The 26665-nt window shown below is 44.6% G+C and carries 28 protein-coding genes; 12 read left to right on the top strand and 16 right to left on the bottom strand.

What is annotated here, in order from left to right; translation table 11 throughout:
- The 4 genes from ITG12_RS04620 to pspA all read right to left on the bottom strand — a co-directional run bounded on the left by ITG12_RS04620 (nt 1) and on the right by pspA (nt 2490).
- Nucleotides 1–1032, bottom strand: a complete 1032-nt coding sequence (locus tag ITG12_RS04620) for an efflux RND transporter periplasmic adaptor subunit (RefSeq protein WP_038873611.1) — start codon at nt 1030–1032, stop codon at nt 1–3.
- Between the two features lie 156 nt (nt 1033–1188).
- The gene (gene pspC / locus ITG12_RS04625; protein ID WP_038873614.1) at nt 1189–1578 is read right to left on the bottom strand and encodes an envelope stress response membrane protein PspC; all 390 of its coding nucleotides are present in this window, start codon (nt 1576–1578) and stop codon (nt 1189–1191) included.
- Nucleotides 1571–1804 carry an envelope stress response membrane protein PspB gene (gene pspB, locus ITG12_RS04630; RefSeq protein WP_038873617.1) on the bottom strand — a complete coding sequence of 78 codons (234 nt, stop codon included), beginning with the start codon at nt 1802–1804 and terminating at the stop codon, nt 1571–1573. The genes pspC and pspB overlap by 8 nt, the downstream gene beginning before the upstream one ends.
- A gap of 14 nt (nt 1805–1818) precedes the next feature.
- Entirely contained in the window at nt 1819–2490 is a 672-nt protein-coding gene (gene pspA / locus ITG12_RS04635; protein WP_038873620.1) for a phage shock protein PspA, read from the bottom strand.
- Between the two features lie 233 nt (nt 2491–2723).
- On the opposite strand from pspA, the gene pspF reads away from it, so the two are divergent.
- The 6 genes from pspF to ITG12_RS04665 all read left to right on the top strand — a co-directional run bounded on the left by pspF (nt 2724) and on the right by ITG12_RS04665 (nt 9271).
- Nucleotides 2724–3734: a phage shock protein operon transcriptional activator gene (pspF, locus tag ITG12_RS04640; protein WP_038881419.1), complete on the top strand. Its 1011-nt coding sequence runs from the start codon at nt 2724–2726 to the stop codon at nt 3732–3734.
- A 307-nt stretch (nt 3735–4041) separates the two neighbouring features.
- On the top strand, nt 4042–5661 hold the full coding sequence (sapA, locus tag ITG12_RS04645; protein ID WP_038881421.1) for an ABC transporter substrate-binding protein SapA: 1620 nt from the start codon (nt 4042–4044) through the stop codon (nt 5659–5661).
- Nucleotides 5661–6623, top strand: coding sequence for an ABC transporter permease subunit (locus ITG12_RS04650; protein ID WP_038881423.1), 963 nt, complete (start codon nt 5661–5663; stop codon nt 6621–6623). Before sapA ends, ITG12_RS04650 begins: the two co-directional genes overlap by 1 nt.
- A complete protein-coding gene (locus ITG12_RS04655; RefSeq protein ID WP_038873629.1) occupies nt 6610–7497 on the top strand; it encodes an ABC transporter permease subunit in 888 nt (295 codons plus the stop codon). The genes ITG12_RS04650 and ITG12_RS04655 overlap by 14 nt, the downstream gene beginning before the upstream one ends.
- Complete coding sequence (locus tag ITG12_RS04660) at nt 7497–8492, top strand: oligopeptide/dipeptide ABC transporter ATP-binding protein (RefSeq protein WP_038873632.1); 996 nt, start codon at nt 7497–7499, stop codon at nt 8490–8492. Before ITG12_RS04655 ends, ITG12_RS04660 begins: the two co-directional genes overlap by 1 nt.
- Complete coding sequence (locus ITG12_RS04665) at nt 8489–9271, top strand: ABC transporter ATP-binding protein (protein WP_038873635.1); 783 nt, start codon at nt 8489–8491, stop codon at nt 9269–9271. The genes ITG12_RS04660 and ITG12_RS04665 overlap by 4 nt, the downstream gene beginning before the upstream one ends.
- A gap of 94 nt (nt 9272–9365) precedes the next feature.
- Here the strand turns inward: ITG12_RS04665 and ITG12_RS04670 are convergent, their stop codons facing one another.
- The 10 genes from ITG12_RS04670 to torE all read right to left on the bottom strand — a co-directional run bounded on the left by ITG12_RS04670 (nt 9366) and on the right by torE (nt 20523).
- Nucleotides 9366–9755, bottom strand: a complete 390-nt coding sequence (locus ITG12_RS04670; protein ID WP_005437260.1) for a DUF2750 domain-containing protein — start codon at nt 9753–9755, stop codon at nt 9366–9368.
- A 77-nt stretch (nt 9756–9832) separates the two neighbouring features.
- Nucleotides 9833–10738, bottom strand: coding sequence for a manganese-dependent inorganic pyrophosphatase (locus ITG12_RS04675; protein WP_038873640.1), 906 nt, complete (start codon nt 10736–10738; stop codon nt 9833–9835).
- A 263-nt stretch (nt 10739–11001) separates the two neighbouring features.
- A complete protein-coding gene (locus ITG12_RS04680; protein WP_038873643.1) occupies nt 11002–11856 on the bottom strand; it encodes a metal ABC transporter permease in 855 nt (284 codons plus the stop codon).
- A complete protein-coding gene (locus ITG12_RS04685) occupies nt 11849–12757 on the bottom strand; it encodes a metal ABC transporter permease (protein WP_104027555.1) in 909 nt (302 codons plus the stop codon). The genes ITG12_RS04680 and ITG12_RS04685 overlap by 8 nt, the downstream gene beginning before the upstream one ends.
- A gap of 12 nt (nt 12758–12769) precedes the next feature.
- Nucleotides 12770–13624 carry a manganese/iron ABC transporter ATP-binding protein gene (locus ITG12_RS04690; RefSeq protein ID WP_042601838.1) on the bottom strand — a complete coding sequence of 285 codons (855 nt, stop codon included), beginning with the start codon at nt 13622–13624 and terminating at the stop codon, nt 12770–12772.
- Nucleotides 13624–14532 (bottom strand): metal ABC transporter substrate-binding protein, encoded by a 909-nt coding sequence (locus ITG12_RS04695; protein WP_248873760.1) that lies wholly within the window; start codon nt 14530–14532, stop codon nt 13624–13626. Before ITG12_RS04695 ends, ITG12_RS04690 begins: the two co-directional genes overlap by 1 nt.
- Before the next feature lie 146 nt (nt 14533–14678).
- On the bottom strand, nt 14679–16421 hold the full coding sequence (locus ITG12_RS04700; protein ID WP_248873762.1) for an alpha-galactosidase: 1743 nt from the start codon (nt 16419–16421) through the stop codon (nt 14679–14681).
- Nucleotides 16422–16620: 199 nt separating this feature from the next.
- Complete coding sequence (torA, locus tag ITG12_RS04705; RefSeq protein WP_038873657.1) at nt 16621–19083, bottom strand: trimethylamine-N-oxide reductase TorA; 2463 nt, start codon at nt 19081–19083, stop codon at nt 16621–16623.
- A gap of 25 nt (nt 19084–19108) precedes the next feature.
- Nucleotides 19109–20293 (bottom strand): pentaheme c-type cytochrome TorC, encoded by a 1185-nt coding sequence (torC, locus tag ITG12_RS04710; RefSeq protein ID WP_038873660.1) that lies wholly within the window; start codon nt 20291–20293, stop codon nt 19109–19111.
- Nucleotides 20294–20343: 50 nt separating this feature from the next.
- Entirely contained in the window at nt 20344–20523 is a 180-nt protein-coding gene (gene torE / locus ITG12_RS04715; RefSeq protein ID WP_005450728.1) for a trimethylamine N-oxide reductase system protein TorE, read from the bottom strand.
- A 464-nt stretch (nt 20524–20987) separates the two neighbouring features.
- Here torE and ITG12_RS04720 point away from each other — a divergent pair, with 464 nt between their 5' ends.
- Together ITG12_RS04720 and ITG12_RS04725 are read left to right on the top strand one after the other, a co-directional pair.
- The gene (locus ITG12_RS04720; RefSeq protein ID WP_038873662.1) at nt 20988–21782 is read left to right on the top strand and encodes an ABC transporter permease; all 795 of its coding nucleotides are present in this window, start codon (nt 20988–20990) and stop codon (nt 21780–21782) included.
- A gap of 255 nt (nt 21783–22037) precedes the next feature.
- On the top strand, nt 22038–22175 hold the full coding sequence (locus ITG12_RS04725) for a hypothetical protein (RefSeq protein ID WP_095759865.1): 138 nt from the start codon (nt 22038–22040) through the stop codon (nt 22173–22175).
- Nucleotides 22176–22233: 58 nt separating this feature from the next.
- Here the strand turns inward: ITG12_RS04725 and focA are convergent, their stop codons facing one another.
- Complete coding sequence (gene focA, locus ITG12_RS04730; RefSeq protein ID WP_038873665.1) at nt 22234–23094, bottom strand: formate transporter FocA; 861 nt, start codon at nt 23092–23094, stop codon at nt 22234–22236.
- A gap of 300 nt (nt 23095–23394) precedes the next feature.
- Between focA and ITG12_RS04735 the strand changes: the two genes are divergently transcribed.
- A complete protein-coding gene (locus tag ITG12_RS04735) occupies nt 23395–23631 on the top strand; it encodes a TIGR02647 family protein (RefSeq protein WP_038873668.1) in 237 nt (78 codons plus the stop codon).
- An 82-nt stretch (nt 23632–23713) separates the two neighbouring features.
- Here ITG12_RS04735 and ITG12_RS04740 read toward each other — a convergent pair whose 3' ends face one another.
- A complete protein-coding gene (locus tag ITG12_RS04740; RefSeq protein ID WP_038867149.1) occupies nt 23714–24139 on the bottom strand; it encodes a PACE efflux transporter in 426 nt (141 codons plus the stop codon).
- A gap of 89 nt (nt 24140–24228) precedes the next feature.
- On the opposite strand from ITG12_RS04740, the gene ITG12_RS04745 reads away from it, so the two are divergent.
- From ITG12_RS04745 to ITG12_RS04755, 3 genes are read left to right on the top strand one after another with little or no spacing between them, the layout of a single operon-like run.
- Nucleotides 24229–25104, top strand: coding sequence for a LysR family transcriptional regulator (locus ITG12_RS04745; protein ID WP_248873764.1), 876 nt, complete (start codon nt 24229–24231; stop codon nt 25102–25104).
- Between the two features lie 28 nt (nt 25105–25132).
- Entirely contained in the window at nt 25133–25960 is an 828-nt protein-coding gene (locus ITG12_RS04750; protein WP_248873766.1) for an NAD(P)H-binding protein, read from the top strand.
- Nucleotides 25957–26595 carry a YdcF family protein gene (locus ITG12_RS04755; protein ID WP_104038465.1) on the top strand — a complete coding sequence of 213 codons (639 nt, stop codon included), beginning with the start codon at nt 25957–25959 and terminating at the stop codon, nt 26593–26595. The genes ITG12_RS04750 and ITG12_RS04755 overlap by 4 nt, the downstream gene beginning before the upstream one ends.
- Nucleotides 26596–26665: the final 70 nt, after the last annotated feature.

A 26665-nucleotide genomic window follows, 5' to 3' on the forward strand; every position in this document is an offset into this window, starting at 1 on the left:
CTATAATCCTCGCTCCTTAACCCACTCACGAACCTTAATACCCGGCTCAATGACATTGACACCAGAGATAATGATTTGATCTCCATCCTCTAGCCCTTTTTCAACTTGCTGCTTGTCGTTCAAAGAAACCGAGACTTTTTCAACAATGCCTTGATCATTAACACGCCAAACGCAGGTTTTGCCATCTTCGGTAAACAGGGCTGAATCAGGAATTTTAGTCGCACCCGCGTTTTCAGACACAAGATGAACATTACCGGACATTCCTGGTAGGATGCCAACACCCTCAGGACGCTCCATTACCATTGTGACTTTGTAACTGCCGGTTTTAGGATCGGCTTCGGTATCAATTTCTTGGAATGTCACCTCAAAAGCGCGCTCAGGAAACGCATCAAATGTCATTGATGCATAAGCATTCGCACCCTGTGTGAATTTGCTGAGTAGATGATCAGGAAGCTGGAACAACACCTTCATGACTTGATTGGTTTGAATATTCATGACGCCTTCTTTTGCCGCCACATACTCATGATTTTCTGCTGGCAGATACGAAATCGTGCCATCGTAAGGCGCAACAAGCTTTGTGTACCTCAGGTTAGCTTTGGCCTGATTCCACTGAGCTTTCGCTGAATTGTGATTGGCTTTCGCCGCATCGAAGTCTTGTTCCGAAACCACTTGCTCTTTACGAAGCTTTTTCGAGCGTTCGTATTGAACATCAGCAAGGGTGTAATTTGCTCGAGCTTGTTTTTCGAGTAGCGAATATTCGTCAGGGTTGAGTACGGCAAGCACATCACCTTTATTCACCATTTGTCCGGCATTGACTTCGATCGATTGAAGCAAACCAGGCACTCGGAATGCGAGAACGGCTCGGTCTCCGGCTTCTGTAGTGGCAGGAAAGTGTCTTTCAAACTGTGCATTGCCTACAGTAACCGTAAAGAGTTTAGCGGGCCGAGATTCCGGTTCTGGGACTGGTGGTAGCTCTTTTCCACACCCAGAGAGAACCGTCATGACAGCGATTGGAATGAGCGCTTTTCTCATGTTAATTCATCCATTTAAGATCCATTCCTTTTAAGGTAGATGAATTTATGGTGTTCTTCTAGAGCATCGGAGCAAAAAAATTCTTTAAAAATAGCAATTTGAGACAAAAATAAAGCAGGCCGAAGCCTGCTTTATCAATAAAATCATAATTAATTATCAGAGTTTATTAAATTCTCTGTTTACGCGATATGCGTCGGAAGTGACATACGCTTCCATACTACGGATTTTTCCATCAAGGCGGCTAAAGTCACTTTCTAAAACACTCAACAGTTGGTCTGGGCTCTGGCCTTTCTGCCATGGTTTGCTCTTCAACGTATGCTCTTGGCGTGACTTGATATTCTCAGTATAAGTTACGGGCTGCTTTTCCAACATGAATGTCATTGCAATATAAGCCAGCAACACGAGAAAAGTACCACCAAGTAAGGCTGCCGATATCACGACGATCCGAATCAACCAAACTTCCGCACCAAAGTAGTTCGCGACTCCGGCACACACACCGGAGATTTTGCCATTAACAGGGTCGCGATACAGCTCTCGTTTAATCATACTTTCGTCTCCACGTTGGGGATTCTGCATCTAAGATACGCTCCAATGTTTCAACGCGAGATTGCATCGCCTCCGCTTTTTCAGACAGTACCTGAAGACGCTCTAGATCTTGGCCCGACAGTGCACTATCTGCTTTGCGTTTGCTGCGATAGTGTAAGAAGAGCCATAGTGGAGCGACAAAGATTAAAAAGACAATCAATGGTCCAGTAATAATAAATGTCGACATGAATGGCTCCTTTCTTATTTATCATTCGATGACATCTGTTCTTTCAGTTTTGCCAACTCTTTTTCAATTTCATCTTGTGCTTGCAGCTCTGCAAACTCTTGGTCTAACGATTTAGCATTACCAGTCTTTGCGTAAAGATCCGCTTCTGCTTCCATCTCATCAATTTTACGAGAGTATTGTTCAAACTTTGCCATCGCTTCGTTTGTACGACCTGCGTGCAATTGTTTTTGAACATCACGTCGGTTAGAAGCCGTTTGGTTACGAATCGCAAGCGCTTGTTGCTTCGCTCGAGTTTCTGTAATTTTGGCTTCCAACTTACCGATTTCACCTGTCAATTTTTCGATGGTTTCTTCAACGAGTGTTTGCTCAGTGTGAAGGCCTTTAATTACGTGCTCAAGTTTCTGCTTTTCAATCAAAGCGGCACGCGCTAAATCTTCACGCTCTTTTACTAGTGCAAGGCTCGCTTTTTGGCCCCACTCAGTAATTTGCTCTTCTAGTGCTTCCACTTTGCGAGCCAACTCTTTTTTGTCTGCAATCGCTTTAGCCGAGTTGGTACGCACTTCAACAAGTGTGTCTTCCATTTCTTGAATGATAAGACGGATCATTTTTTCAGGATCTTCCGCCTTGTCTAGCAATGCACTGATGTTTGAGTTAACGATATCTGCAAAACGAGAAAAAATACCCATAACGGAACTCCTCTTTCTTCCTATTTAAACTCGACAAGGTGGTCATTTACCTTGTGTCTCCCTTTACCTATATCAAGTAGCATGCCAACTTTATTTTCCTTTACTAAACAACGAGTTAATCATTTTGTTGTTGTAGCACACTGATATGCTATGATGTTTTTTACCAACAGTTGGTAAATTTCACCAACTTCAATACTGTAAATCATGGTCAGATAAAAAATAAGAAGGACTTTATGAAGCAGAACCTAATCGGTGAATCACCCGCCTTTCTCTCTGTGTTAGATAAAGTATCACAAATCGCGCCGATTGAACGACCGGTCCTCATAATCGGAGAACGAGGCACAGGTAAAGAACTCATAGCACAACGTTTACACTATTTATCAAGACGTTGGGATAAGCCACTGCTTTCTCTAAACTGTGCGACATTAAGCGAAGGCTTGATTGATTCTGAACTTTTTGGCCATGAATCTGGTTCATTTACTGGTTCGAAAGGGAAACACAAGGGACGCTTTGAGCGGGCTGAAGGGGGCACGCTTTTCCTCGATGAACTCGCGACAGCCCCGCTTTTGGTACAAGAAAAACTATTGCGAGTAATCGAATACGGCGAGTATGAGCGTGTAGGCGGCCATACCGCATTAACTGCAGACGTTCGTTTGGTTTGTGCTACCAACGCTGACCTTCCACAATTGGCAGAGCGCGGTGATTTTCGCGCGGACTTGCTCGACCGACTGGCCTTTGATGTGATCATGTTGCCACCCTTGCGAGAACGCAAAGAAGACATTCTTTCTCTCGCCGAGCACTACGCCATAAAAATGTGTCGTGAATTGCAACTGGAGTACTTTGTTGGCTTTACAGAAGAAGCACAACAGTCTCTATTAGATTACGCTTGGCCTGGTAATGTGCGTGAACTCAAGAACGTAATAGAGCGAGCTATTTATCGCCACGGACTCAATGCCGATCCAATCGAGTACTTGGTGTTTAATCCATTTGAAACCGGTTGGGAAAACGCACTTGGTCATTCTGCAGAGCAAGGAGAGCAGGAAACGGAGCAACCTCATGTTGGTCCAACAATTAACTTCCCGCTGGATTATAAGCAGTGGCAAGAAGAACAAGACATCACTCTTCTTAACCGCGCATTAGAAGAGGCCAAATTTAATCAACGACAAGCAGCGGACTTACTTGGACTCAGTTACCATCAACTTAGGGGGATGGTAAGAAAATACGGATTGGTTGGACAAAGCTAAGTCTTTGACGTGAATGGCATCATCCTTAAATCGCTCACTATACTAAAACACAGCCCCCTTTATCGAAGTAGGGGATTTGAGCGGAACTTCATGACGACTGGAATAATACATAGTAGCGAGCACTCAAGAGGCAAATTTGGTCATTATCAGTAAATGATGCGGTAATTTGATCTAACACCCTGCGACTCAACGATTTTGTATTTGGAGCGAGTTAGCAAAGGTGATAAATTAGCGGGATCATTTTCGCTTGTCACTCTTCGCCTTCAACCGCATAGAAACAAGCAAGATCCAATGACCATTTCATATTATGAAAGCTTTTATCAAACTATCGCTGAGCCTTATCGGGATTAGCTTACTCACCGCTTGTGGTGACGAAATCGATCACAATGATATTCGTGAGAATGGATTTGTGTTTTGTGGGCAGGGTAAGCCAACCACGTTTAACCCTCAGCTCATTGACAGCGGCATCACTGCCGAAGCACTTAGCCCTCAGCTATACGATACGCTGCTTACACTCGATCCTAAATCTCACCAACCAGTTGCAAACCTTGCAGAAAAGTGGTCTGTAAATGAGGAAGGTACGGAATACACCTTTAACTTAAAGCAGGACGTGCAATTTCAAAAAACTCCTTGGTTCTCCCCTTCTCGTCCATTTAATGCACAAGATGTGGTATTCAGCTTTAAGCGAATCATTGATGTAGACCATCCGTTTCACGACGTCGGTGGTGGTTTTTATCCATGGTTTGCAGGTTTAGACTTCCAAAATCTCGTGCAAGATGTGATTGCTCTTGATGACCACACCGTTAAGTTTGTTCTCTCTCAACCTAACTTTGCCTTTTTAGCCAATATTGCCACCAGTCACGCCGTGCTGCTGTCAGCAGAATATGGGCAACAACTTGCGGCCAAAGACGAAAAAGAACAAATTGACTTGTTACCTATCGGTACCGGTCCTTACCAGTTAAAAGAATACCAAGTGAATGATTTGATTCGTTTAGAGCGTCACCCTAAATACTGGAAAACGCCGGCGAAAATGGAACAGGTCGTGTTTGATATTTCACATCGTGGTACTGGCACGTTGGCAAAACTATTACGCAATGAATGTGATGTACTTGCTTCGCCAATCTCTAGCCAAATTCCAATCATACAAGAAACCGAGCACCTTGAATTAACCGCAACGCCTGCTAATAACGTCTCTTTTATCGCGATTAATACTGGTCATCCGGCACTGAAAGATGCACGAGTTCGTCAAGCTCTCAACCTTGCTATCAACCGCCAAAATATCCTTGATTCCGTATATTACGGCACGGGTACTCAAGCTTATACACTACTGCCGCCGAACTCATGGGCATACCAGAAAGACAGCGTGAAGATCCGTTATGATCGTAATTACGCATTGGCGTTGCTGCGAGAAGCTGGGTATGAGAAAGGTCTGCAATTAACCATGTGGGTGCCGCTAGAACCTAGAGCCTTCAATCCAAGTCCACGTAAAACCGCGGAGTTGATTCAGGCGAACTTTGCTGATATCGGCGTCGAAGTACGACTACTAACCGATGATCGCTTTGAACGGACTCAGCTCGAAAACATCAATAATGTTGACTTACTGCTAACAGGTTGGATTGGTGATACGGGCGATCCTGATAACTTCTTCCGCCCTCTGCTTTCTTGTGAATCTGAACGTGTTGGCCTTAACGTTTCCATGTGGTGTAACGACGACTTCGATTTCTTGTTGGATCTGGCATTAGAAACCGAGCAACAACGTTATCGTTTAAACTTGTATCGCCAAGCGCAGAATATTCTCAATGAAGAGTTTCCTGTCATTCCATTAGCTCACGGCGTTCAATTCCGTGTGCACGATAAATCGTTGAAAGGCTTTAAATCGAGCCCTTTCAATGCACAACCTTTTGATAAAGTTGAGAGAGTTCATTAATGTTTTGGTACGCCGTAAGACGTCTTAATCTCTTTGTCATCACTTTGATGATCCTCACTTTAGTGGGCTTCTCTTTGCTACGTCTTGATCCGACATCACACTGGGCAAACGTGGAGTTTTGGTCAGGCTGGCAAAGCTACCTTGTTGAGCTTTCACATCTTAATTTTGGTATCAGTAAGAATGGGAACCCAATCTATGCTGAGCTCGCGGTCGTATTCCCTGCGACGTTAGAGTTGTGTTTCTTCGCCTTCGTTGTTTCACTATTAATTGGTATTCCTTTGGGGACCGTAGCAGGCATGAAACAAGGCAAGTGGCTAGACACCAGCATCTCATTTGTCTCTATGTCAGGGTATTCGGCGCCAATCTTCTGGGTTGCCCTGATGCTGATTATGGTCTTCTCCCTGCAATACCACGTATTCCCTGTGGCGGGTCGTTATGACTTACTTTACGAAATTGACCACGTAACAGGCTTTGCAATTATTGATGCCTTTATGGCCAAAGGTGAATACCGTGCTCACGCGTTACAAAGCGTGATTGAGCATATGATCCTGCCTTGTTTGGTTCTCGCATTGACACCAACAACACAAGTCATTGGTTTGATGCGTGCATCAGTGGCAGAAGTGATGAGTCAAAACTACATTCGCGCCGCACGAATCAAAGGTTTATCCAACCGTGAGATCGTCACTCAACACGTTCTTCGGAATGCGATTCCGCCTATCATCCCAAAAGTTGGTGTTCAGCTTTCGAGCATGATTACCTTGGCGATCATCACAGAATCCATCTTTAACTGGCCGGGCATTGGACGTTGGTTATTGGATGCACTTGCAAATCAAGATTACGCTTCCATCCAAGCAGGTGTCATGGTGTTAGCGACGCTTGTTTTAACCGCCAATATCCTATCGGATCTGATTGGTGCCATGATTAACCCTCTGGTGAGAAAGGAATGGTATGCTAACAAATAACGTTTATCAGGAAGAGCGCATTCCAACCCAGTTTGAACGATTCTGGCGCAGTTACCGCGCAAACAGTTTGGCAATGTTTGGTCTTTGGTGCCTTGGCTTTATTGTCTTAATCACCATATTGGCCCCTATTTTAGCGCCTTACGATCCACAAGCTCAATCTGGCGAATTGTTAGTGCCGCCTTCGTGGGCGCCAGCCGGAACCGTCGATTACTTTTTAGGAACTGACGACCTAGGTCGCGATATCTTATCTCGTTTAATTATGGGCTCTCAGCTCACCTTTGGTGCTGCCGTAGCAATTACTGCTATTGCCGCATTCATCGGCTGTATTATTGGTGTGTTAGCGGGTATGACCAAAGGTCTGTTATCCAGTACGCTTAACCACTTGCTCGACACAGTCATGTCCATTCCATCATTACTGCTGGCGATTATCTTTGTGGCGTTTTTGGGCTTTGGTGAGTTCAATATCCTTTTGGCGATCTGTCTGGCTTTAATTCCACGCTTTATCCGCTCGGTTTACATCGCCGTGCACACCGAAGTCGAAAAAGACTACATCATGGCTGCCCGTTTGGATGGCGCTAACGACTTCTACTTGCTTTGGAACTCGATTCTACCGAACGTATTAACAGTCATCGCTGCAGAAATAACCCTGGCACTCTCGGTCGCCATTCTAGATATCACTGCGCTTGGTTTCCTAGGTTTAGGCGCACAAGCACCAAGTACGGAATGGGGTGCGATCTTGGGTGACTCTGTTGAACTGATATACATCGCACCTTGGACCGTTACCTTACCGGGTCTGACCATTATGTTTACCGTTGTTGTTCTAAACTTAGTGGGTGAAGGTGTACGCCAAGCCCTCAATGCGGGGATCGAATAATGCCATTATTAGATATTCGACATTTAACCATTGAAATTGAAACACCATCGGGCTTAGTCAAAGCCGTTGATCGCATGAGCATTACCTTGAATGAAGGTGAAATTCGTGGTCTGGTTGGTGAATCTGGTTCCGGTAAGAGTTTGGTTGCAAAGGCTATCGTGGGTGTTTGTAAAGACAACTGGAAAGTGACCGCAGACCGAATGCGTCTTGGCAATATTGATCTGCTTCAGCTAACGCCAAAAGAGCGCCGTCGTGTGATTGCACGTGACATTGCGATGATTTTCCAAGAGCCATCGACTTGTTTGGATCCGTCGGAAGAAGTCGGAAGACAGTTAATTGAATCCATCCCTTCTCGATCGTTTGAAGGTAAATGGTGGGAGCGCTTCAAGTGGCGCAGGAAACAAGCAGTTGCCCTACTCCATAAAGTGGGTATCAAAGATCACCGTCGTTTGATGGGCAGTTATCCTTATGAGTTGACCGATGGTGAATGTCAAAAAGTCATGATTGCGATGGCGATTGCAACCAAGCCAAAAATCTTGATTGCTGATGAGCCAACCAACGATCTAGACCCGATTACTCAATCTCAAATTCTGCGTTTGCTGAGTCGCATGAACCAACTCAACAACACAACGATTGTGCTGATTGGTCACGACTTAACCACTATTACTCAGTGGGCAAATCGCATTACGGTAATGTACTGTGGGCAGTCCGTTGAATCGGCTGATACAGAAAAGTTGGTCGCCGCTCCCAAGCACCCTTATACTGCGGCACTGCTTAAAGCCATGCCTGACTTTAACGACTGGATTCCGCACAAGCAAAAGCTGCAATCTCTACCGGGTTCTATCCCTCCACTTCAGCATCTGCCGATCGGTTGTCGCTTAGGACCTCGTTGCCCTTATGCTCAGAGGCAATGCGTCGAAATTCCACATACTAAACGTATCAAAAACCATAAATTTAGCTGTCACTTCCCACTGAATACGGAGAAACATTCATGAGTGCGTTGCTTGAAGTCGATAACCTATCGAAACAGTTCGTCACGCGCTCTGGTCTGTTTAAACGCACAGTCAAAGAAGCAGTTAAGCCGGTGAGCTTTTCCTTAGAGCCTGGACAAACTATCGGCTTTATTGGTCAAAATGGCTCTGGCAAGTCAACGTTAGCGCGCATGCTTGCTGGCGTTGTCGAACCAAGCTCTGGGGAGATTCGCGTTAATGGTGAGCGCTTAGAACACAAAGACTATTCGACGCGTTGTAAGCTGATCCGCATGATTTTTCAAGATCCAAATACCTCATTGAATCCGCGCATTCAGATTGGTCGAATCTTGGAAGGTCCGTTAAAGCGAAACACGAACATGCCACCAGACGCACGCATGAAACGTGTAAAAGAAACCTTACTTCGTGTGGGTTTGCTTCCGGAGCATGCTTACTTCTATCCTCAAATGCTAGCAGCAGGTCAGAAACAGCGTGTGTGTCTTGCTCGTGCTTTGATTCTACAACCTTCCATCATTGTTGCCGATGAGGCATTAAACGGTTTAGACATGGCGATGCGCTCGCAAATCATTAATCTCTTCCTAGAATTACAAGAAGAGATGGGCTTGTCTTTCGTTTACGTATCACAGCATATTGGCATAGTGAAGCACATTACTGATAAGGTCATGGTTATGCACGAAGGTGAAGTAGTAGAATTTGGTGAAACCAATCAAGTACTCACCAACCCAGAGCATGCGATTACCCAGCGTCTGGTGGAAAGCCACTTCTATAAAGCTCCAACTCACTAAAAGTCGACAAACACTGACAGTGATCAAAAAACAAAAAAGCCTGCTATCACAGCAGGCTTTAACGTATCTATACAGTTGAACATAAACGCGTCAATTAACGACGGCTCTCTTGTTTACGAAGCTCGAAATCAAACTCGTCAGGAAACAGCACGACGCCTTCTTCATTTTGGTTTGGGAACACCACAACAGACAGTTCGTCATCTTCTAGACCCGATGTCCAGCGACTGTGCCATTTGTTCAGCGAGATCGCTTCTGGCTCGCACTCTTCCCAATCACCCGTCGCCCATTGCTGTGCGAATTCTTCATTTGGCCATACTGGAACACAATCGTCGTCTTCGGTGTTCAGCATCACACAGCCGTGTTCATCCTTTAGAATCCACACTTTGCGGTTTGCGACAATCTCTTTCACACAGTATTTCAAACGCTGCTCTTCATTGTAGCGGTTGATGGTATCCATCTGCTCTTGGGTTAATGCTTCGGACATTTCTCGTCTCCTATTTTCCCATAGAAAAATGCCCACCTATAGGCGGGCATTTAAAGTATACGTTGGTAATAATGAAATTACACAAGCTCAGTTTGAAGCCAAGGCCAGCCTTGCTTCTTACGGCTTAGAGTGTTTTCCATCATTAGCATGCCGTCTTTCTCGTGCTTAACAAGCTTCTCAGCCCACTCACCTTTGTAAAGAAGACGAGTTTGCGCAGTAGTGATGTCTGTTAGCATAACAGCAGCAAATGCTAGGTTGTCGTTTGCACAACGTGCTTCTAGATCCGCTTCTAGTGCTTCGATCATGCCGTCAACTTGGTCTAGAGTCGCAAGTTCAACCTGACCTACTACTACATCACGACCGTTGAATGGGTAACCTTTCAGGTCTTTTTCAACAAGTTCAGCCGCAGATAGACCTTCGATGTTTGTCTTAGCGATTAGAAGATCTTTAGTGAATGCATCAACATCTTGTACGTCCGCAATAGCCGCTAGCTCAGCTACAGCATCTTTGTCTTTTTGAGTACAAGTTGGAGAAGCGAAACCTACTGTGTCAGAAAGAATAGCTGACATCATTAGTTTAGCGATTTGAGGCTTGATCTCGTGACCTTCAATCTTGAACATGTTGAACAGTACTGTGTTAGTACAACCAACAGGCCAGATCCATGCTTCCATTGGGTTTACTGTCATCACGTCACCTAGACGGTGGTGGTCAACAATACCTGCAACTTCTGCTTCAGCAATATCGTCTGGTGCTTGCGCTAGATCTGAGTAATCTACTAGCCAAACAGTTTCACCCGCGACTGAAGTACGAAGTTCAGGAACTTCTGCGCCAGCCACTTCAAGGATGTGCTGAGTTTCACGGTTAATTTCGCCTTGGCGGATTGGCATCGCTTCAGTACCACGTGCCTTTAGAAGTTCAGTTGCAACTAGTGCACTACAGATGCTGTCACTGTCTGGGTTCTTATGACCTACAACTAGAATCATGTTTCTTCCTATTCAAGTCAGTTTGATGCGCTTCCGAACGGGGGTGTATTGCATAGTGAATGACACCTTGGAAGCGGGTTTGCTCACAAAGGCCGATACTTTACCTGAAATTTTGCTTTTGTCCTAATTTCAAAACGTAAAAAAGGCTCAATAGCTTCGACCAACAAGCTGAGCAAGGATGAATTGCAGCACTGAGCCGCTTTAATCGTAACAAACGAAAAAGCCCAAGCAGTTTAACGCTTGGGCTTTAGAAGAGAGGTAGCTTAAAACTGCTTCACAGTATCACCGGAGCTCACTTCCACTTTTCGGTTCTTATAACTTGTGTAACAAAAAACACAGATAAACTTGAGCGTCATGATCAGGATAATGGTTGGCGCTGGCGCGCTATCAATAAAGAAACTCAGATAAACACCCAAAAATGCGCTGAGTAACGAGATACACAATGCTAATAACACCATGCTATGGAATCGGCGTGTTAGCAAAAATGCCGTGGCGCCTGGAGCAATAAGCATCGCAATCACTAAGATCATCCCCACCGCCTTTAAAGCTGCCACAATAGCCAGGGACAGAAGCGATAACAAACCATAGTGCAGGAACTTAACAGGCAAGCCAATTGCTTGGGCATGCTGGTGGTCAAAAACAAACACCAGAAGGTCTTTACCCTTGAACACGGCAAAAAGAACCACCAGCAAAGCAACAATCGCCGCTTCGATAATATCGGCCCAACTTACCCCTAAAGCATCACCAAACAAGATATGGTCTAAATGAACGCCAACCTCAACTTTGGTCATTAAAACAAGGCCCAACGCAAACATAGCGGAGAAGACAACACCCATGACAGTGTCTTCTTTAATACGGCTGTTTTCTTTCAAGTACCCCGTAGAAAGAGCACAGAAAATACCCGCAGCAAACGCACCAACTGTGTATGGGATCGCCAAGATATAAGCAATAACAACACCGGGTAAAATGGAGTGCGCGATGGCATCGCCCATCAATGACCATCCTTTCAATACAAGAAAGCACGAGAGCAAAGCCGTGGGAATAGCAACCAACAAGACGATTAAGAAAGCCTGCTGCATGAAGGTGAACGTAAATGGCATAACGAGAGTATCAAGCATTTTTGTGCTCCTTACTCATCATTGGAATGGTTGAAGATCCATCACGCTGTTTTCGTGTCAATTGTTGCTTACTTTTACGCCTGATGGCGATTTGTCCATGTTTAGGAGCAAAGACAAACGCAGTTAAGAAGCAAGCAGTTTGCAGTAGCACAATGATTCCTCCTGTCGCACCATCGATGTAGTAGCTAATATAAGCGCCTAAAAACGAGCTTAATGCACCAATGATAACGGCATAAACGATCACCCTAGAGAATCGGTCGGTCATTAGGTAAGCCGTAGCCCCTGGAATCACTACCATGGCAATCACCAAAAACGCCCCTACCGTTTGTAGCGCTGCAACCGTACAGGCACTAAGAAGTGTAAAGAATAATACTTTAAGCTTGGTTGGATTCAGGCCAACACTCTGTGCGTGATTTTCATCGAAGAAAACCACCATGAGATCCTTCCATTTGATAAGTAATATTGCGAGCGATATACCCCCGATTATGACTAGCTGAAGCGTATCCGTTGGTGTGATGGCCAATACGTTGCCTAAGACGATGGTTTGAATGTTAACCGCGGCAGGAAACAAAGAGACAAGAAATAAACCCAACCCAAAGAAGGAGGTAAAAATCAGGCCTATAATAGCATCTTCTTTTAATTTACTTCTTTGGCTTAAAAACAACATTCCTGCGGCTGCAAGACCGCCAGATAGAAACGCACCAAAGGCAAATGGCAGACCAAGCATGTAAGCTCCAGCAACACCGGGAACAATCGAGTGAGACAATGCATCACCAATCAATGACCAGCCCTTGAGCATCAGGTATGTCGATAAAAAGCCACAAACACCACCGATAAGCGCACTCACCCACATCGCATTTACCATGTAGCCATAGTGAAATGGTTCAAGTAAATAATCCATTAAATGAACTCCTTACTTCTCAACTCTAGAAACAGGTACCGCTTGCTGCTCGCCATACATCACGACCGGACGCTCGTGATCTGAAAGGACTGTCAGCTTACGTTCATCATCGTCTTCATGAAGATCTTTACCGCCAAGGATGAAATGACGAAGGACCCCACCAAAAGCAAGTTCGAGGTTTTCAGGTGTGAAAACATCACGAGTCATACCAGATGCCAATACCGTTCGATTGATCAATACGGTACGGTCACAAAAGTCTGGAACACTGCCGAGGTTATGGGTAGAAACCAGCATCACTTTGCCTTCGTCACGTAGGTCACGAAGCAATGCCATGATTTGATCTTCGGTTTGAACATCGACCCCAGTAAAAGGTTCGTCGAGTAAAATAACGTCGCTCTCTTGAGCCAGTGCCCTTGCCAGAAATACTCGCTTTTTCTGACCGCCGGAAAGTTCCCCAATTTGGCGTTTTCTAAAAGGCGTCATGTTCACGCGATCCAGCGCGGCCGTCACCATGTCATGATCTTTTTGCTTTGGAATTCGCAACAACCCCATATGACCGTAACGTCCCATCATGACAACGTCTTCGACCAATACGGGAAAATTCCAGTCGATTTCTTCACTCTGTGGAACGTAAGCCACCACATTTTGCTTAAGCGCTTTTTTAGCTGGGAGACCAAGGATCTCGACCGATCCTTGGCTCACCGGAACAAAACCCATGATCGATTTGAATAGCGTAGACTTACCACTTCCATTCACTCCAACAAGGGCCGTAATCGACCCTTTTGGAAGTGTAAAACTCGCGTCATACAGTGCGGTATGTCCGTTACGATAAGTGACGCTGATGTCCGATACTTTAATACCCGTCATTACTGCTCTAGACCCTCTGCAATTGTATTAGACGTCACTTGTAATAAATCCAAAAACGTAGGGACTGGACCATCTTGGCTACTTAGCGAGTCAACATAAAGGACACCTGCGTATGTCGCCCCCGTCTCTCGAGCAACTTGTTGCGCTGGCTTAGCAGAAACCGTACTTTCGCTAAAGACCGCTGGGATTTTATTGGAGAGAACTTCATCAATGACACGTTTAACTTGTTGTGGTGTGCCTTGTGAATCTGCATTGATTGGCCATAGGTACAGCTCTTTTAAACCAAAATCGCGAGCTAAGTAGCTGAACGCCCCCTCACTGGTCACTAACCAACGTTGGTCTTCTGGGATTTGAGCGACTTTTTCACGGATTGGCTGCACCATGTCCATGATCTGCTTTTTGTAGGCTTCTGCATTCTTCTGGTAAGTCTCCGCATTAACGCTGTCATATTTCACGAGAGCATCTCGAATATTGTCGACATAAATTAACGCGTCACTTGGGGACATCCAAGCATGTGGATTGGGCTTACCACTGTATGGGCCTTGCGCGATGCTCATTGGTTTGATGCCTTCCGTGACAATCACACTTGGAACATCGTGCAGGTTTTTGAAAAATTTCTTGAACCACAGTTCTAGGTTCAGTCCATTGTAAAGAATAAGGTCAGCGCCTTGAGCACGACGAATGTCTCCTGGCGTAGCTTGATAATTGTGGATTTCAGCGTCGGGCTTCGTAATGGATTCGACAACAGCAGCATCACCAGCAACATTTTTCGCGATGTCAGCGATAATGGTGAAGGTAGTCACGACTTTAAATTTCTCATCAGCCACCGCTGACGCACTCAATCCCAATGATAATAATGACAGAAGTACAGCTGCAAGTTTGGCTAAAGCACCAAGTTTCAATCTCATCCTTGTTTTCTCCAGAAGGCAAAGTTACTTTGAAAGTTAGAATGATTCTACATTCCAATAGCAACGCTGTAAATGATAATGGTTATCATTTACAGCATTTTTAACTCTTATCTTATGAAAAGTGTGAGATCGTTTTGAACAGCCCTTTACACAGCCGTCACAATTGCTTTCGCATTCAATCCTTTATCTAAGTTGATCAACAATAATTGGCACGGCTCTTGGTTGATTTTTTCTCCGGTCCAAAAATCGTACCAATCGGTAGGTTGGTCGGCTGTGAGAGTAAATTCCATAGGTTCATCATTGGTGTAGTTAAACAAGCAATGTAGGTCATTCTTGGAGGTCAGCGGCAAAAATGCGTGATTTAAACCTAGCGCAGTAAACTTGGCAGCCTCTTGATTTCGACGCTGGCGCAGCATTAGTTTAAAGAGTGTCTTACTCGCAAATGACGTAATCTCTGGCAAAGGGTCACCAGAAAGCAGTAAGCCACCACAAGCTAATAGAGCATTGCGATGAAATTGGTAGTCTTCTCGGGAAGCGGCTTGGTTTGGAAGTGAAGTAAACGTCGCACAATCAGGGTCGATTTGCCACAACTTACGATGTTGCCAACTGCGGAAGAAAGTCTCTTTAGCGATTTGCTCAAAGCGATGACTATGGCGCTCGACATCGTCAGACACACGCATTGCATCGACTAAGCCCAAAGAAGGCCACATTGGCGCGTTACAGCCTAATAGCCATGCATCCCCTGCCCCTTTGGCGATCGCTTCCATCCCCATGCGGTAGGCTTCTACACCGGTTACGCCCGATTGACTGCGCTTACCTTTTAAAGTGCCCCAGTAGTTTGCGTCTAATTTGAATAGCTCAACACCCCACTCTTCTCGCATGACAGATACGACGTAAGTTAAGTGATCTTGAACTTCAGGGTTTGAAGTATCGAGAATGTACCAAGGTGTACAGCGCCAACCACCATAGGTGACATCTTCAGCTTTCAGGAGGTCTCCGTCTTCGTGACGCACAAACCATTCAGGATGCTTTTTGAAGATTTCTGATTCTGGTTGGGCAATGAATGGTGCCATCCAGATCGCGGGCTTCTTGCCCTTCGCGCGAATGTTATGAATAAGCTCTTTTACACCACCAGAGAACTTATCAGAAGGCGTTAACCAATCGCCCATGAAAGCTTGGTAGCCATCATCCAACAATACCCATTCAAGCTCAGACAGCTTATCTTGCATGCATTCAACGTTTTCTAGGACGTTATTTTCAGTCACTTCCGCATAATACGCATACCAAGAACACCACCCAATTGGCGCATCTTGTAAAACACCATTACGCACGGAGTGATGTTCTGCAATCATCTCACTGTATTCAGCGTAGAGTTCAGACAGAGAATCACCACGTAAAACGGCAACAGATTCAAGGGTATTGTGCGCCCAATCGGCCACTTGTGTCATTTCACCATCGAGAGCAGCAGATAGAATCCAATGATCACCATGTTGAACAACATCAAAATAACCCGCAAAACGATGACATGAGGTGAAACCAAACAAGGTATAGCCTGCAGCATCTTCTACAACGAGATAGTTGTAGTAACGTTTTGGCGCATGTTCCGGATAGATTCGATACGACGCATTGTTATCAGGACAGCGGCCAATATCGACGGGGTGAGAAATGGTGCCCGAAGTTTGAGCGAGCATCTGGAAGCCGTCACCGATAACGGTCGCTCCTTGCTCATATAAGAAAGGCATTTCAAATAGTACTTCTCGTTCGCTGTAGGTTTTGTTGTGAATCCCCGCAAACGAAAAGTGCAGTTGGTTACCAACGACTTCGAACTGAAGATCGTTATCCATCACCGTTATTTCAGTGTGATTGGCCAATTGAATGGTTTGAGCCATAGAAAATCTACTCACTTGATTATTATTGTGTTGTTTCCTTCATTATCCTTTGCTTCTCTCCCCCAAATCGTTATCAACATCACGAATCGACATCGTTCCTAATTATATCAAATAAGTATTGAGAGAATGCTCACTGAAATTTTGGTTAAAAAAATACCAGCCCGAAGGCTGGTATTTCATTTAAAGCTTAGTGTTGTTATTAAGCAACTTCGATTGGACCACCGAATGAAGTCACTGGTGGAACTTTACCAGTGAATTTCTCGAAGTCTACGATACATGTGTTCGCAGAAGTCGCCTGTGCTAGCTCAGAAGAACCGATATCTTGAGTTAGTGTGTTAGGGTCACCGTAAGTACAGATTGCACCTACTTTCTCGTTTAGAGGACCGTACCATGCACCTTCTTCGATACGCACAACACCACGTGGGTAGCTGTCTGTTAGAACCGCACCAGCAAGAAGTTGACCACGGTCGTTAAATACACGTACCAAGTCACCGTCTTTAATGCCTTTTGCTTTCGCATCAGCTGGGTTTATGTATACAGGCTCGCGACCTTGAACAGCGTAAGTAGCACGGAAATCTTCAGATTCACACATCTGAGAGTGCAGACGCTTGTCCGGGTGGCAAGATTGCAGCCAGTACGGGTGTTTGTCAGAGCCAGGGCCACCGTGTGATCGTTCTGATTTCTCGAACCACATTGGGTGTTCTTGACAATGTTCGTAACCGTAACGACCGATCTTACGAGAAGTGATCTCGATGAAGCCAGAAGGCGTACCCAGTGGGTTGATTTCTGGATCTTTACGGAAGTCAGCGTGACGAACCCAAGGCTTACCTTCACCGAAGTCTAGTACGCTTTGTTCCCAGAACTCTTCAAATTCTGGCATCTCGAACTTACCGTCGTTCGCTTTCTTACAATCGTTGTACAGGCTACGGATCCATTCCATTTCGCTCATGCCACGAGTGTACTCGTCGCGACGACCAAAGCGTTGAGTCAACTCACTCATGATTTGGAAATCTGGCTTAGATTGGAACAATGGATCCACTAGGCGGTGCATAGCAACCAAACCTTTATTCGAGTATGAACCGTATACATCAATATCGTTACGTTCCCACTGAGTACATGCTGGTAGAACGATGTCAGAGAAACGACATGTTGCAGTCCACGCAAACTCAATAGTTACCACAGTCTGAAGCTTTTGGAATGCTTGCTTCATGCGGTTACGATCTTGGTGGTGGTGCCATGGGTTATTACCTGAGATCACCATCATCTTGAAGTCTGGAAGCTTAACTTTACCACCGTTGTAGTTGATTTCTTTACCTGGCTCTAGAAGACAGTCGATCCAACGTGCAACAGGGATAGTACGGCTGTAACCGTTAAAGTCGTTGTTATCCCACTTCGGTTTCATACCTGTGTCTAGGTTACGAGGGAAGCCACCAGGGCCCGCGAAACCAGTTGAAGGAACACCGATACTTGAGTAGTGGTGACCGTAAGAGATACCGCCACCTGGTAGACCGATTTGGCCAACCATTGCTGCCACAACTGCAGCTGCCCAGTATGGTTGTTCACCGTGCTCTTGACGCTGGATACACCAACCCATCAGGATTTGTGTACGGCCGTTTACTAACATGCGTGCGAATTCACGAATCTTGTCCGCTTTCACACCACAGATAGGTGCAGCCCACTCAGGCGTCTTAACAACTTTATCTTTCGTTTCACCTTGAACGTACTTGATGAAGTCTTCAAAACCTAGGCAGTAAGTCTCGATGAACTTCTTGTCGTATAGGTCTTCATTGTACAACACGTGCGCAACAGCAAGCATAAATGCTACGTCTGTTAGCGGGTTGATGTACAAGTGGTCATTTTCAAGGTAACGCTGAGTCTTGTTCTTCACTGGGTCTACAGATAGAACGTTGATCTCACCTTTCGCTACTTTTTCTTTCAGTTGCGCTAGGTACTTAAATGACTCGTGCGTTTCACAGTTCCAACCTACCTGTAGGTTTTTCACTGGGTCGTTTGCCCAAAGAACGATGTTGTCTGAGTTCTCTAGGATTTCAGACCAAGACGTACCTTGTGCGTATACTTCTGTAGAACCAAGTACGTAAGGCATGATGGTTTGACCCGCACCAGTAGAGTAGTCACCTACTTTAGTGATGAAGTTACCGTGCATACCTACCGCACGTTGCATGTGTGCAGTACAGTTGTTGAACGCACCAGTTTGGTTCCAACCTGTTTGACCTGCGTGTAGAGCCCATGGACCGTATTCTTTTTGAACACGCTCTAGCTCACGGTAGAACAGGTCTAGAGCTTCATCCCATGTAACACGGATGAAACGGTTGTTACCACGCGTTTCCGCGCTGTATTTGTGCTTTTTAAGCCAATCTAGACGAACCATTGGGTAACGAACACGTGATGGGCTGTAAATGATGCCCTTGATGCCGTTCAACATTTCTGTTGGGTTCTTATCTAGTTCTAGCGGTTTGATCTCTTGAACTTTACCCGCGTAGATGTGGGCGCGGAACGCGCCCCAGTGTGAACCTGTTACTTTCCAAGTACCCGTAGTCTCAGCTGCATTTGCAGATGCTGAAGCCAATAAGCTTGGACCGATAACTGACGCTGCACTTGTGGTTGCTACACCTTTAAGAAAACTTCTTCGTGTAATAGCCATTTAATTTACTCCAATCCGACGCTTATTAGTGGTGGCCTTCAGCATAATCTGAAGAGTGCTTCTGTAGGTACTTCAAGATCAGTGCTTCACTGTCTGTATCTAGGTTAACGAACGCTAGCATACCGTCAAACATACCTGGCCATGTATTCGCATCGAAGTGCGCTTCAGCTGGTTGTGTGTGACATACTGAACAGTTTGTTTTGTATGCTTCTGCTGATTTTTCCCATACAGGCGTGATGTCGTTCAGCATAGATTCTTTCTTGATCCATACTTTCGCAGCCACTTTTTCCCAAGGAAGACCTGTTAGCTCATCCACTTTCTTCTCACCAGCCGTTACAACGTCAGCGTCTGTTGCAGCGTCTTTAAGTAGAGAAGCTACTGCGATGTTTTTACCGAAGTCTTCTTGGATTACACGACCAAAGCCTTTCGCTTTACGCCAGCCGTCGATTTCGATTTCAACGTAGTCGCCTTTTTCTTCAAGAACTTTCACTGTTGATGCTGGGTTTAGAAGACCTGCTTCTTTCGCACCTTTATCGTCGAAGTAGATTGGTAAGTGACGAACACTTACTAGCTCCTGACCTACACCGTAATCTGTGTTAGATGCCATACCTTCTAGGTCACCAACAATACCACCGATGCTGTCCATACCTGCTGGAAGTTTGTGCGCGATGCCTTTGTGACAGTCAACACAGCTCTGATCTTTTTCAGCAGCTTGTTTCATTTGGATACGAGCTGTTGGAGACATTTGCTCGAAATCCATAGAGTCGTAGTTGTGACAGTTTTTACACTCTAGAGATTTGTTTGCAGAGAAACGATCCCATTCGTGTTTAGCAAGTTCGATACGGCGCTCTTCAAAAACACCTGGTTCATCGTAGTTACCAAATACTTGTGCAAATACTTCTTTAGACGCTTGCATTTTACGAGCGATCTTATCTGTCCAGTTATGAGGAACGTGACAGTCAGGACAAGTTGCACGAACACCAGAGTGGTTTTTCCAGTGAACAGTGTCTTGTAGTTCAACGTATACGTTGTCACGCATTGTGTGACAGCTGATACAGAATTCTTCTGTGTTGGTTGCTTCTAGGGCTGTGTTAAAGCCACCCCAGAAAATAACACCAGCGATGAAACCGCCCATAGTCAGCACACCAAGGCTGATATGAACTGCCGGGCGCGTCATAGTACGCCACAGTTTAATGATTAATGATTTCATTATTTGCTCTCTTAAAATCTTTTCTAAAGTGTGGTTATGAGCTCACTGGCTTACATGCCGTGCGCACCTGGGGGACCAAAGAAGAACACTTGAAGTGCCCAAACAATAAATCCGTAGCCACCTACGAAAGCCACACTCAGAATTGGGAAGAGAACAACTGCAATGAAGAGGAAAGACTTCCACTCCAGTGAGCGTTTTTCACCACTCTCAATTTTGTTAACATCACTCATACATTTGCCTATTTTGTATCTAGTGTTATTGGAAAGCCTGTGTTACCAAGCTTAAGTTTTTTACAATCTCTATTGGAAAATGTTAGACCATACTATCAGTAAGGTTCAATCAAATCTGACGCTTCATACCTTGTTATCCAACACTTTTTTGAGCTCATCCAGAGATGTGTTTGATTGATATTCTTTATTTAAAATTATTAACAGATGTGAAAAAATAAGTCTTTTGCAACCTTGTTAAAGATACAACATAACGATAACTTTGTTTACATTTAAATGGATTTTTTCGTGCTACTAAACCGCTATTTTTTCGACTAAAGACAATACCTTGTGAACGTTATGTTAAGAAAAACTCACAGAATCCGACTGACTTTTTTGTCGATAAGTTTGCAAAAAAACAGAGCTTAGCAATTCATAAACCCATACTACTTCGTTAGAATCAAAGCGTTGTTTTTGGGGGAACATTTATGAATCAAGTTGTAGATATTAATTGGTTTGAGCTCGCACTTTTTAGTTTGATCCTTATCGTTCCCTTTGCCATTAATACTCGATACAAATTAGGCATAGCCAAAGACACTGCCATCAGTATTGCCCGTATGACCGTACAACTGCTCTTAGTGGGTGTTTATCTTGAGTACCTATTTAAACTGAATAGCTTAACTGTGAATCTTGTCTGGTTGTTGGTCATGATTGTCGTTGGGGCGAGTTCGATTGTAGGCAAAGCGAACCTTCCCAAAAGACCGCTAATGCTCCCTCTCATCACAGGCTTAACGTGCAGCCTTTTTCCCCTACTCGCTGGCATAATCTTAGGTTTGGTAAAACCGGTCCCCTTCTACAACGCCCAGTACTTAATTCCTTTAGCTGGTATGCTGTTAGGGAACAGTTTGAGTAGTAATATTGTTGCTTTGCAAAACCTATTCACTGCGTTTGAACAACGAAAATCCGAGTACGAAGCCGCTATCTCACTTGGCGCTTCACCAAAATACGCGTCATTCCCTTTCCTTCAAGAAGCACTACGTAAGTCGCTTGCCCCAATCCTCGCCTCTATGGCAACAACGGGGTTAGTGACCCTTCCTGGGATGATGACAGGCCAAATCCTTGGTGGAGCTAGCCCAATGGTGGCAATTAAGTATCAATTGATAATCATGTTGGCGATTTTCGTCATGCTAAGTGTGTCTGTTGCGATTACATTGGAAATGACATTGAGCTGTGTACAAACAAGAGAAGGTCGCGTGAAAGTTAAGTTTATCAACAAGGATTAACTAGTCGAATGGCGAATACATGACCACATAAGCGTCTCATTTTATGAATTTTTCTTGTTCCAAAAAGATACACACGATCTTTAAGACAGGTTATCCACAGAAAATGTGGATAAACCACTAAAACCCATAAGCAACCAGAAACATAACATCAATTAGAGGCCATTATCTCCCACGCCCCCAAATGGTCATAAAGCAGTCATTCAACTGACATATGGAGACTCTAGAGTGCAGTTAACCACAAAGGGAGGAGTCACTATGGATAAGTTAATCATGCAGGAAAACGCAGACGAATTGCTGTCAGATTCACCAGTGGACTGGTTGGTACAAGAGCCGGGAGAAATAACGTCTCACTGGAATCCGAAGGAGTTTGGTATTAACGAAGAGTTAATCTAACCCTTTCAAACGGCAGATAAAAGAAAGGCAAGCCCAAGTTGGCTTGCCTTTTTCAATTCTATTTAAGATGCTTATCTTCATCGCGTAGATAAATCATCCAATACCACATGCCTACGAAGACACCGCCACCAATGATATTGCCAATCGTTACAGGAATAAGATTGTTCATGATAAAGCCAACCATATTCAAATCTGCATAATCTGCGATATTCGCGCCTGTCATTTGCCAGAACGATTCTGGAGCGAAGTATTTAATACCAATCGCCATCGGCACTTGGAACATATTTGCAATACAGTGTTCAAAACCTGCTGATACAAACATCGCTACAGGCAGAATCATAACGGCAATTTTGTCTGTTAGCGTACGACCACTGAAGGTCATCCAAACCGCGATACAAACTAAAACGTTACACATGATGCCCAGCGCAATCGCTTGGAAGAAGCCATGATGCAGTTTGTGCTGAGAAATAGCCATCGCATTCAGACCTACTTGGCCACCATCGAACATATATTGCTTAGTGATCAACATACATACCACCAGCAATATTGCGCCAACCATGTTACCGAAGTACACAACCAGCCAATTCTTCATTAAGGCTTTCCATGAAATCTTGCCGCTTGCGCGTGCAACCAGTGTGAGTACAGAACTGGTAAACAACTCACCACCTGTCACCACGACTAGAATAAGACCAAGACTAAAAGCCAAACCACCGATTAAGCGAGTAATACCCCAAGGCATATCGCCCGCACCAGTGGTAACGGTTGTATAGAAAATGAAAGCGATACCGATATGAAGACCTGCTGAAATAGCGAGCAGAAAAGACTTCATTGGGGCTTTAGTCGCTTTGCCAACACCTACTTCGGCGGCACGTTCAGCAGCCTGAGGTGGTAAGAGTGAGTCAAACTGATTGAAGTTCATGGAAGTGTAACATTTAGAAACAATTAACGAGGCGCGGATAATCGCTCCATTTCCAGAGTTTTTCAAGGGCTATTTTTTCATGTTTACTAAATTTGTTGTTGCTGAGAGAGTGATCGATAAAACTCAACTATGAGTTCTTGTCTTAACCATCATTAATATTTGGGAGCGATGTTTACCATCGAATAAAAATTCCGCGTTATATCAGGCCGATAGCGCCACACTTAACACTTCTCACGGTTTTCTATTGCTCAACCTAAGTTTTCAGACTAGCTTGGATAAAAAAGCACAAAGGAATTACCTATGAAATATTCAGCTGACCACATCGCCGAACTGAACCTACTTCTTCAATTCGACTTAACCAGTGCAGCTACGGGCATTAAAGTCCACAAAGAAGCTTCAGAAGACATGCAGGCAGCGGTTGCCCGCCTATACGAAAAACAACTATGCACTCAGCCTGATGGTGGTTATTTAACCGACGAAGGAATCGAAGTTGCAGAACATGCCGACAAGATCCTTCGAGTTCTTTCAGCAGAGTAATCTCACAAGTTTGTTCCAATCTTCTTAGTAAAAAGCCACCCTTTTCGGTGGCTTTTCTGTTTTTGTCATTCGTTCTGAATTCTTATTGGGCGATCAGCTTTTTCATTTTGCCGTAAGGTTTGACCTTGTCATAAACCCAATTAAAGCCAGTTGCATAAAACAAAAAGAAGATTAAGAATCCAGCTTCTAATGCGAGTGCTTGCAGCAATGTAATTTGTAAGAACCACGCAATGACCGGAATGGTGATAAATATCAACCCACCTTCAAATCCAACCGTGTGACCAATACGCACCATTAAACTTCTTTCTTCTCGGTTTGACCCAAACCATTTGTCAAAATACAAATTGTAAATGTAATTCCAGACTACCGTATACAAGCTTAACCCAATACCAACGACAGCCAAATCGCTTGAGCCTTTCCCTGTGACAAGTGAAGCCGCTGGGATAATCATCGCCAATGCAAACAGCTCAAATAGGATAGCGTGAAAGATACGTTCGTTACGTGCCATGTGTTTTTACCTAAATTGTTCTACTCAATGGCTGACATTTTATCTATCATCTAGATAAGTAAAAGTTAGATACCATCGGTAAAAACGATATGTTTACTATTGAACAACTACAGGCCTTTGTCGCAACTTCTGAAGCAGGATCTTTCTCTGCAGCTGCACGAAAACTTGGACGAGCTCAGTCCGTGGTAAGCCAACACGTGATGAACATGGAGCTCGATTGTGGCGTCGACCTGTTTGATAGAACAGGACGCTACCCAAAACTCACCGAAAAAGGCCATGAACTTTTGTCCTACGCGTTAGCCACCATCAGTCAACTCGACCGACTGAATAACAAAGCATCTCAATTGTTTTCACCACACGCGACGCAGTTTATTCTTGCGGTTGACGAAGGTATCCCTCTGACTAACCTACCCCAAGCACTCAAAAATCTAGAGCAACAATTCCCATATATCCAAGTTGAATGTTTAACAGGCTCCAGTCCAGATATCATCGAACTCGTTAAATCAGGTCGAGCAACCACAGGTATTATTCTCAGCGACTTACAAATGCCACAGAATATCGATTACTCAAACCTAGGTAATATCGGTTTTGACGTTTTTGTTTCTTCCCAGCATCCTTTAGCGAAACAAAAAGTGCGTCATATCGATGAGTTAAAGCAACATAGACAACTGGTTATACGTTCAAAAAATACCGATACGAGCGGACTCAATCAGGCGGTTAGCCCAGATATCTGGTACGCTGATAATTATTACATCTTATTAGAACTGGCAAATAAGGGATTTGGTTGGTGTTTTCTTCCAAACCATTTGGTGTCACATGCACCCAATACGCTGATCAAAATTGGCGAAGAATTCACAAAACTGGCATGGCAAGTCAACATCGATCTGATACAACATCAGAAATGGCACTCCGATCCTCTACACCAACAAGCCAGATTAGAATTACAAACCCTGTTTGAATCTTAATCAGGGATGAAGAAGTAGGAACTTACAGATGGCAAATACATTGATCGTCGGCGCAGGCTGGTTAGGCACACCACTTGCACAAACGCTTATTGACCAAGGACATCAAGTTATCGTCACTCGACGCAGCCAAACTCGATTGGATGAGTTTCCAATACCTTCCGTTCAAACTGCTCTGCTCGATCTCAATGAACCGAACTCTGAGCAGCGACTCATTGATATCATCAAACAGCACCATATCGAACGTATTGTCGGCGCTTTCCCTCCTGGCTTTCGTAAAGGAAATGGGCAAGAGTACGCACAGCAATGGCATCGCTTAAGTAAAGCGGTAAAAGTGAGTAGCGTTGCAAAGATTTTGATGGTCAGCTCAACGACGGTATACCCAAACCTAGCCGTCGATATGAAAGAAGAAGACGCCACATTGGCATTGGCCCAGACGAAAGAACACTTCTCTGACAACGCCCGCATTATGCTACAAGCTGAGCAATACGTGATTGATTCCGGTATCGATTACGCCATCGTCCGTTGTAGTGGTTTAATCGGCTCTGACCGCCACCCTTCTCGCTTTGCACTGCGATTGAAACAAGTGAGCCGTAAAGCCCCTGCGAATATGGTGCATCAAAACGATGCTGTGGCGGCAACGGCTTTCGCTCTCAATCAAATCAGCAATGAAGTTGTAAACGCCACAACGCCGAATACCGTCAGCAAAGCCGAATTTTACCAAGCGGCCATTACAAGAAGTGATTTAGATATTGCCCTCCCACCAGTCACTGAAACTGCCGATAAACGAATCCTTGCTGACAAGCTTATTGCGCTTGGCTACCAGTTCCAATTCAACTCAACGCTGGATGCACTATGAAACTCTATCAACACATCGAAACCTTGTGGGACTACATGCAGCTCAAACATGACTTAAAATCGGCTGACTGCTTGTTTGTTATGTGCAGTAATGACCTGCGTGTTGCTGAATACGCCGCTAAGCTTTACCACCAAAAACTTGCGCCCTTGATTGTGTTTTCTGGAGGTGAAGGGCGATTTACAGATGGCTTGTTTGAGAAAAGCGAAGCCGAAACCTTTGCTGAAATTGCGAGAAGCGCTGGCGTCCCAAGTGAGTCCATTGTTGTAGAGACAAAATCGAGCAACAGCGGCGAGAATGTTCGATTCACTGAACAGTTGTTGATAGAAAAAGGGATCTGCTGTGATTCTCTGATTCTAGTTCAGAAGCCATTTATGGAAAGACGCGCCATCGCCACTTTCGAAAAACAGTGGCAATCTTCATATTCACAACTACAAGTGACCTCAACCGCACATCCTTTCTTTGAATACATCAATGAAGACATGCCGTTGATGATGGTTTTAGCCGCGTTAATGGAAGATTTTTCTAGGATTAAAACCTACCCAGAAAAAGGCTTTCAAACCGAGCAAGAAATTCCTGCTCACGTTGAATCCTCTTATCAAGCACTGCAAGAAAAGTTTGAACTTGGTCTAGTGTAATTCTTCACTCAACCACCAGCTAACAAACAATAAAAAAGCCACCAAATCTGGTGGCTTTCTCTTATCAAGA

This window comes from Vibrio sp. ED002 (assembly GCF_023277445.1).
GTDB classification, from domain to species: Bacteria; Pseudomonadota; Gammaproteobacteria; order Enterobacterales; family Vibrionaceae; genus Vibrio; species Vibrio jasicida.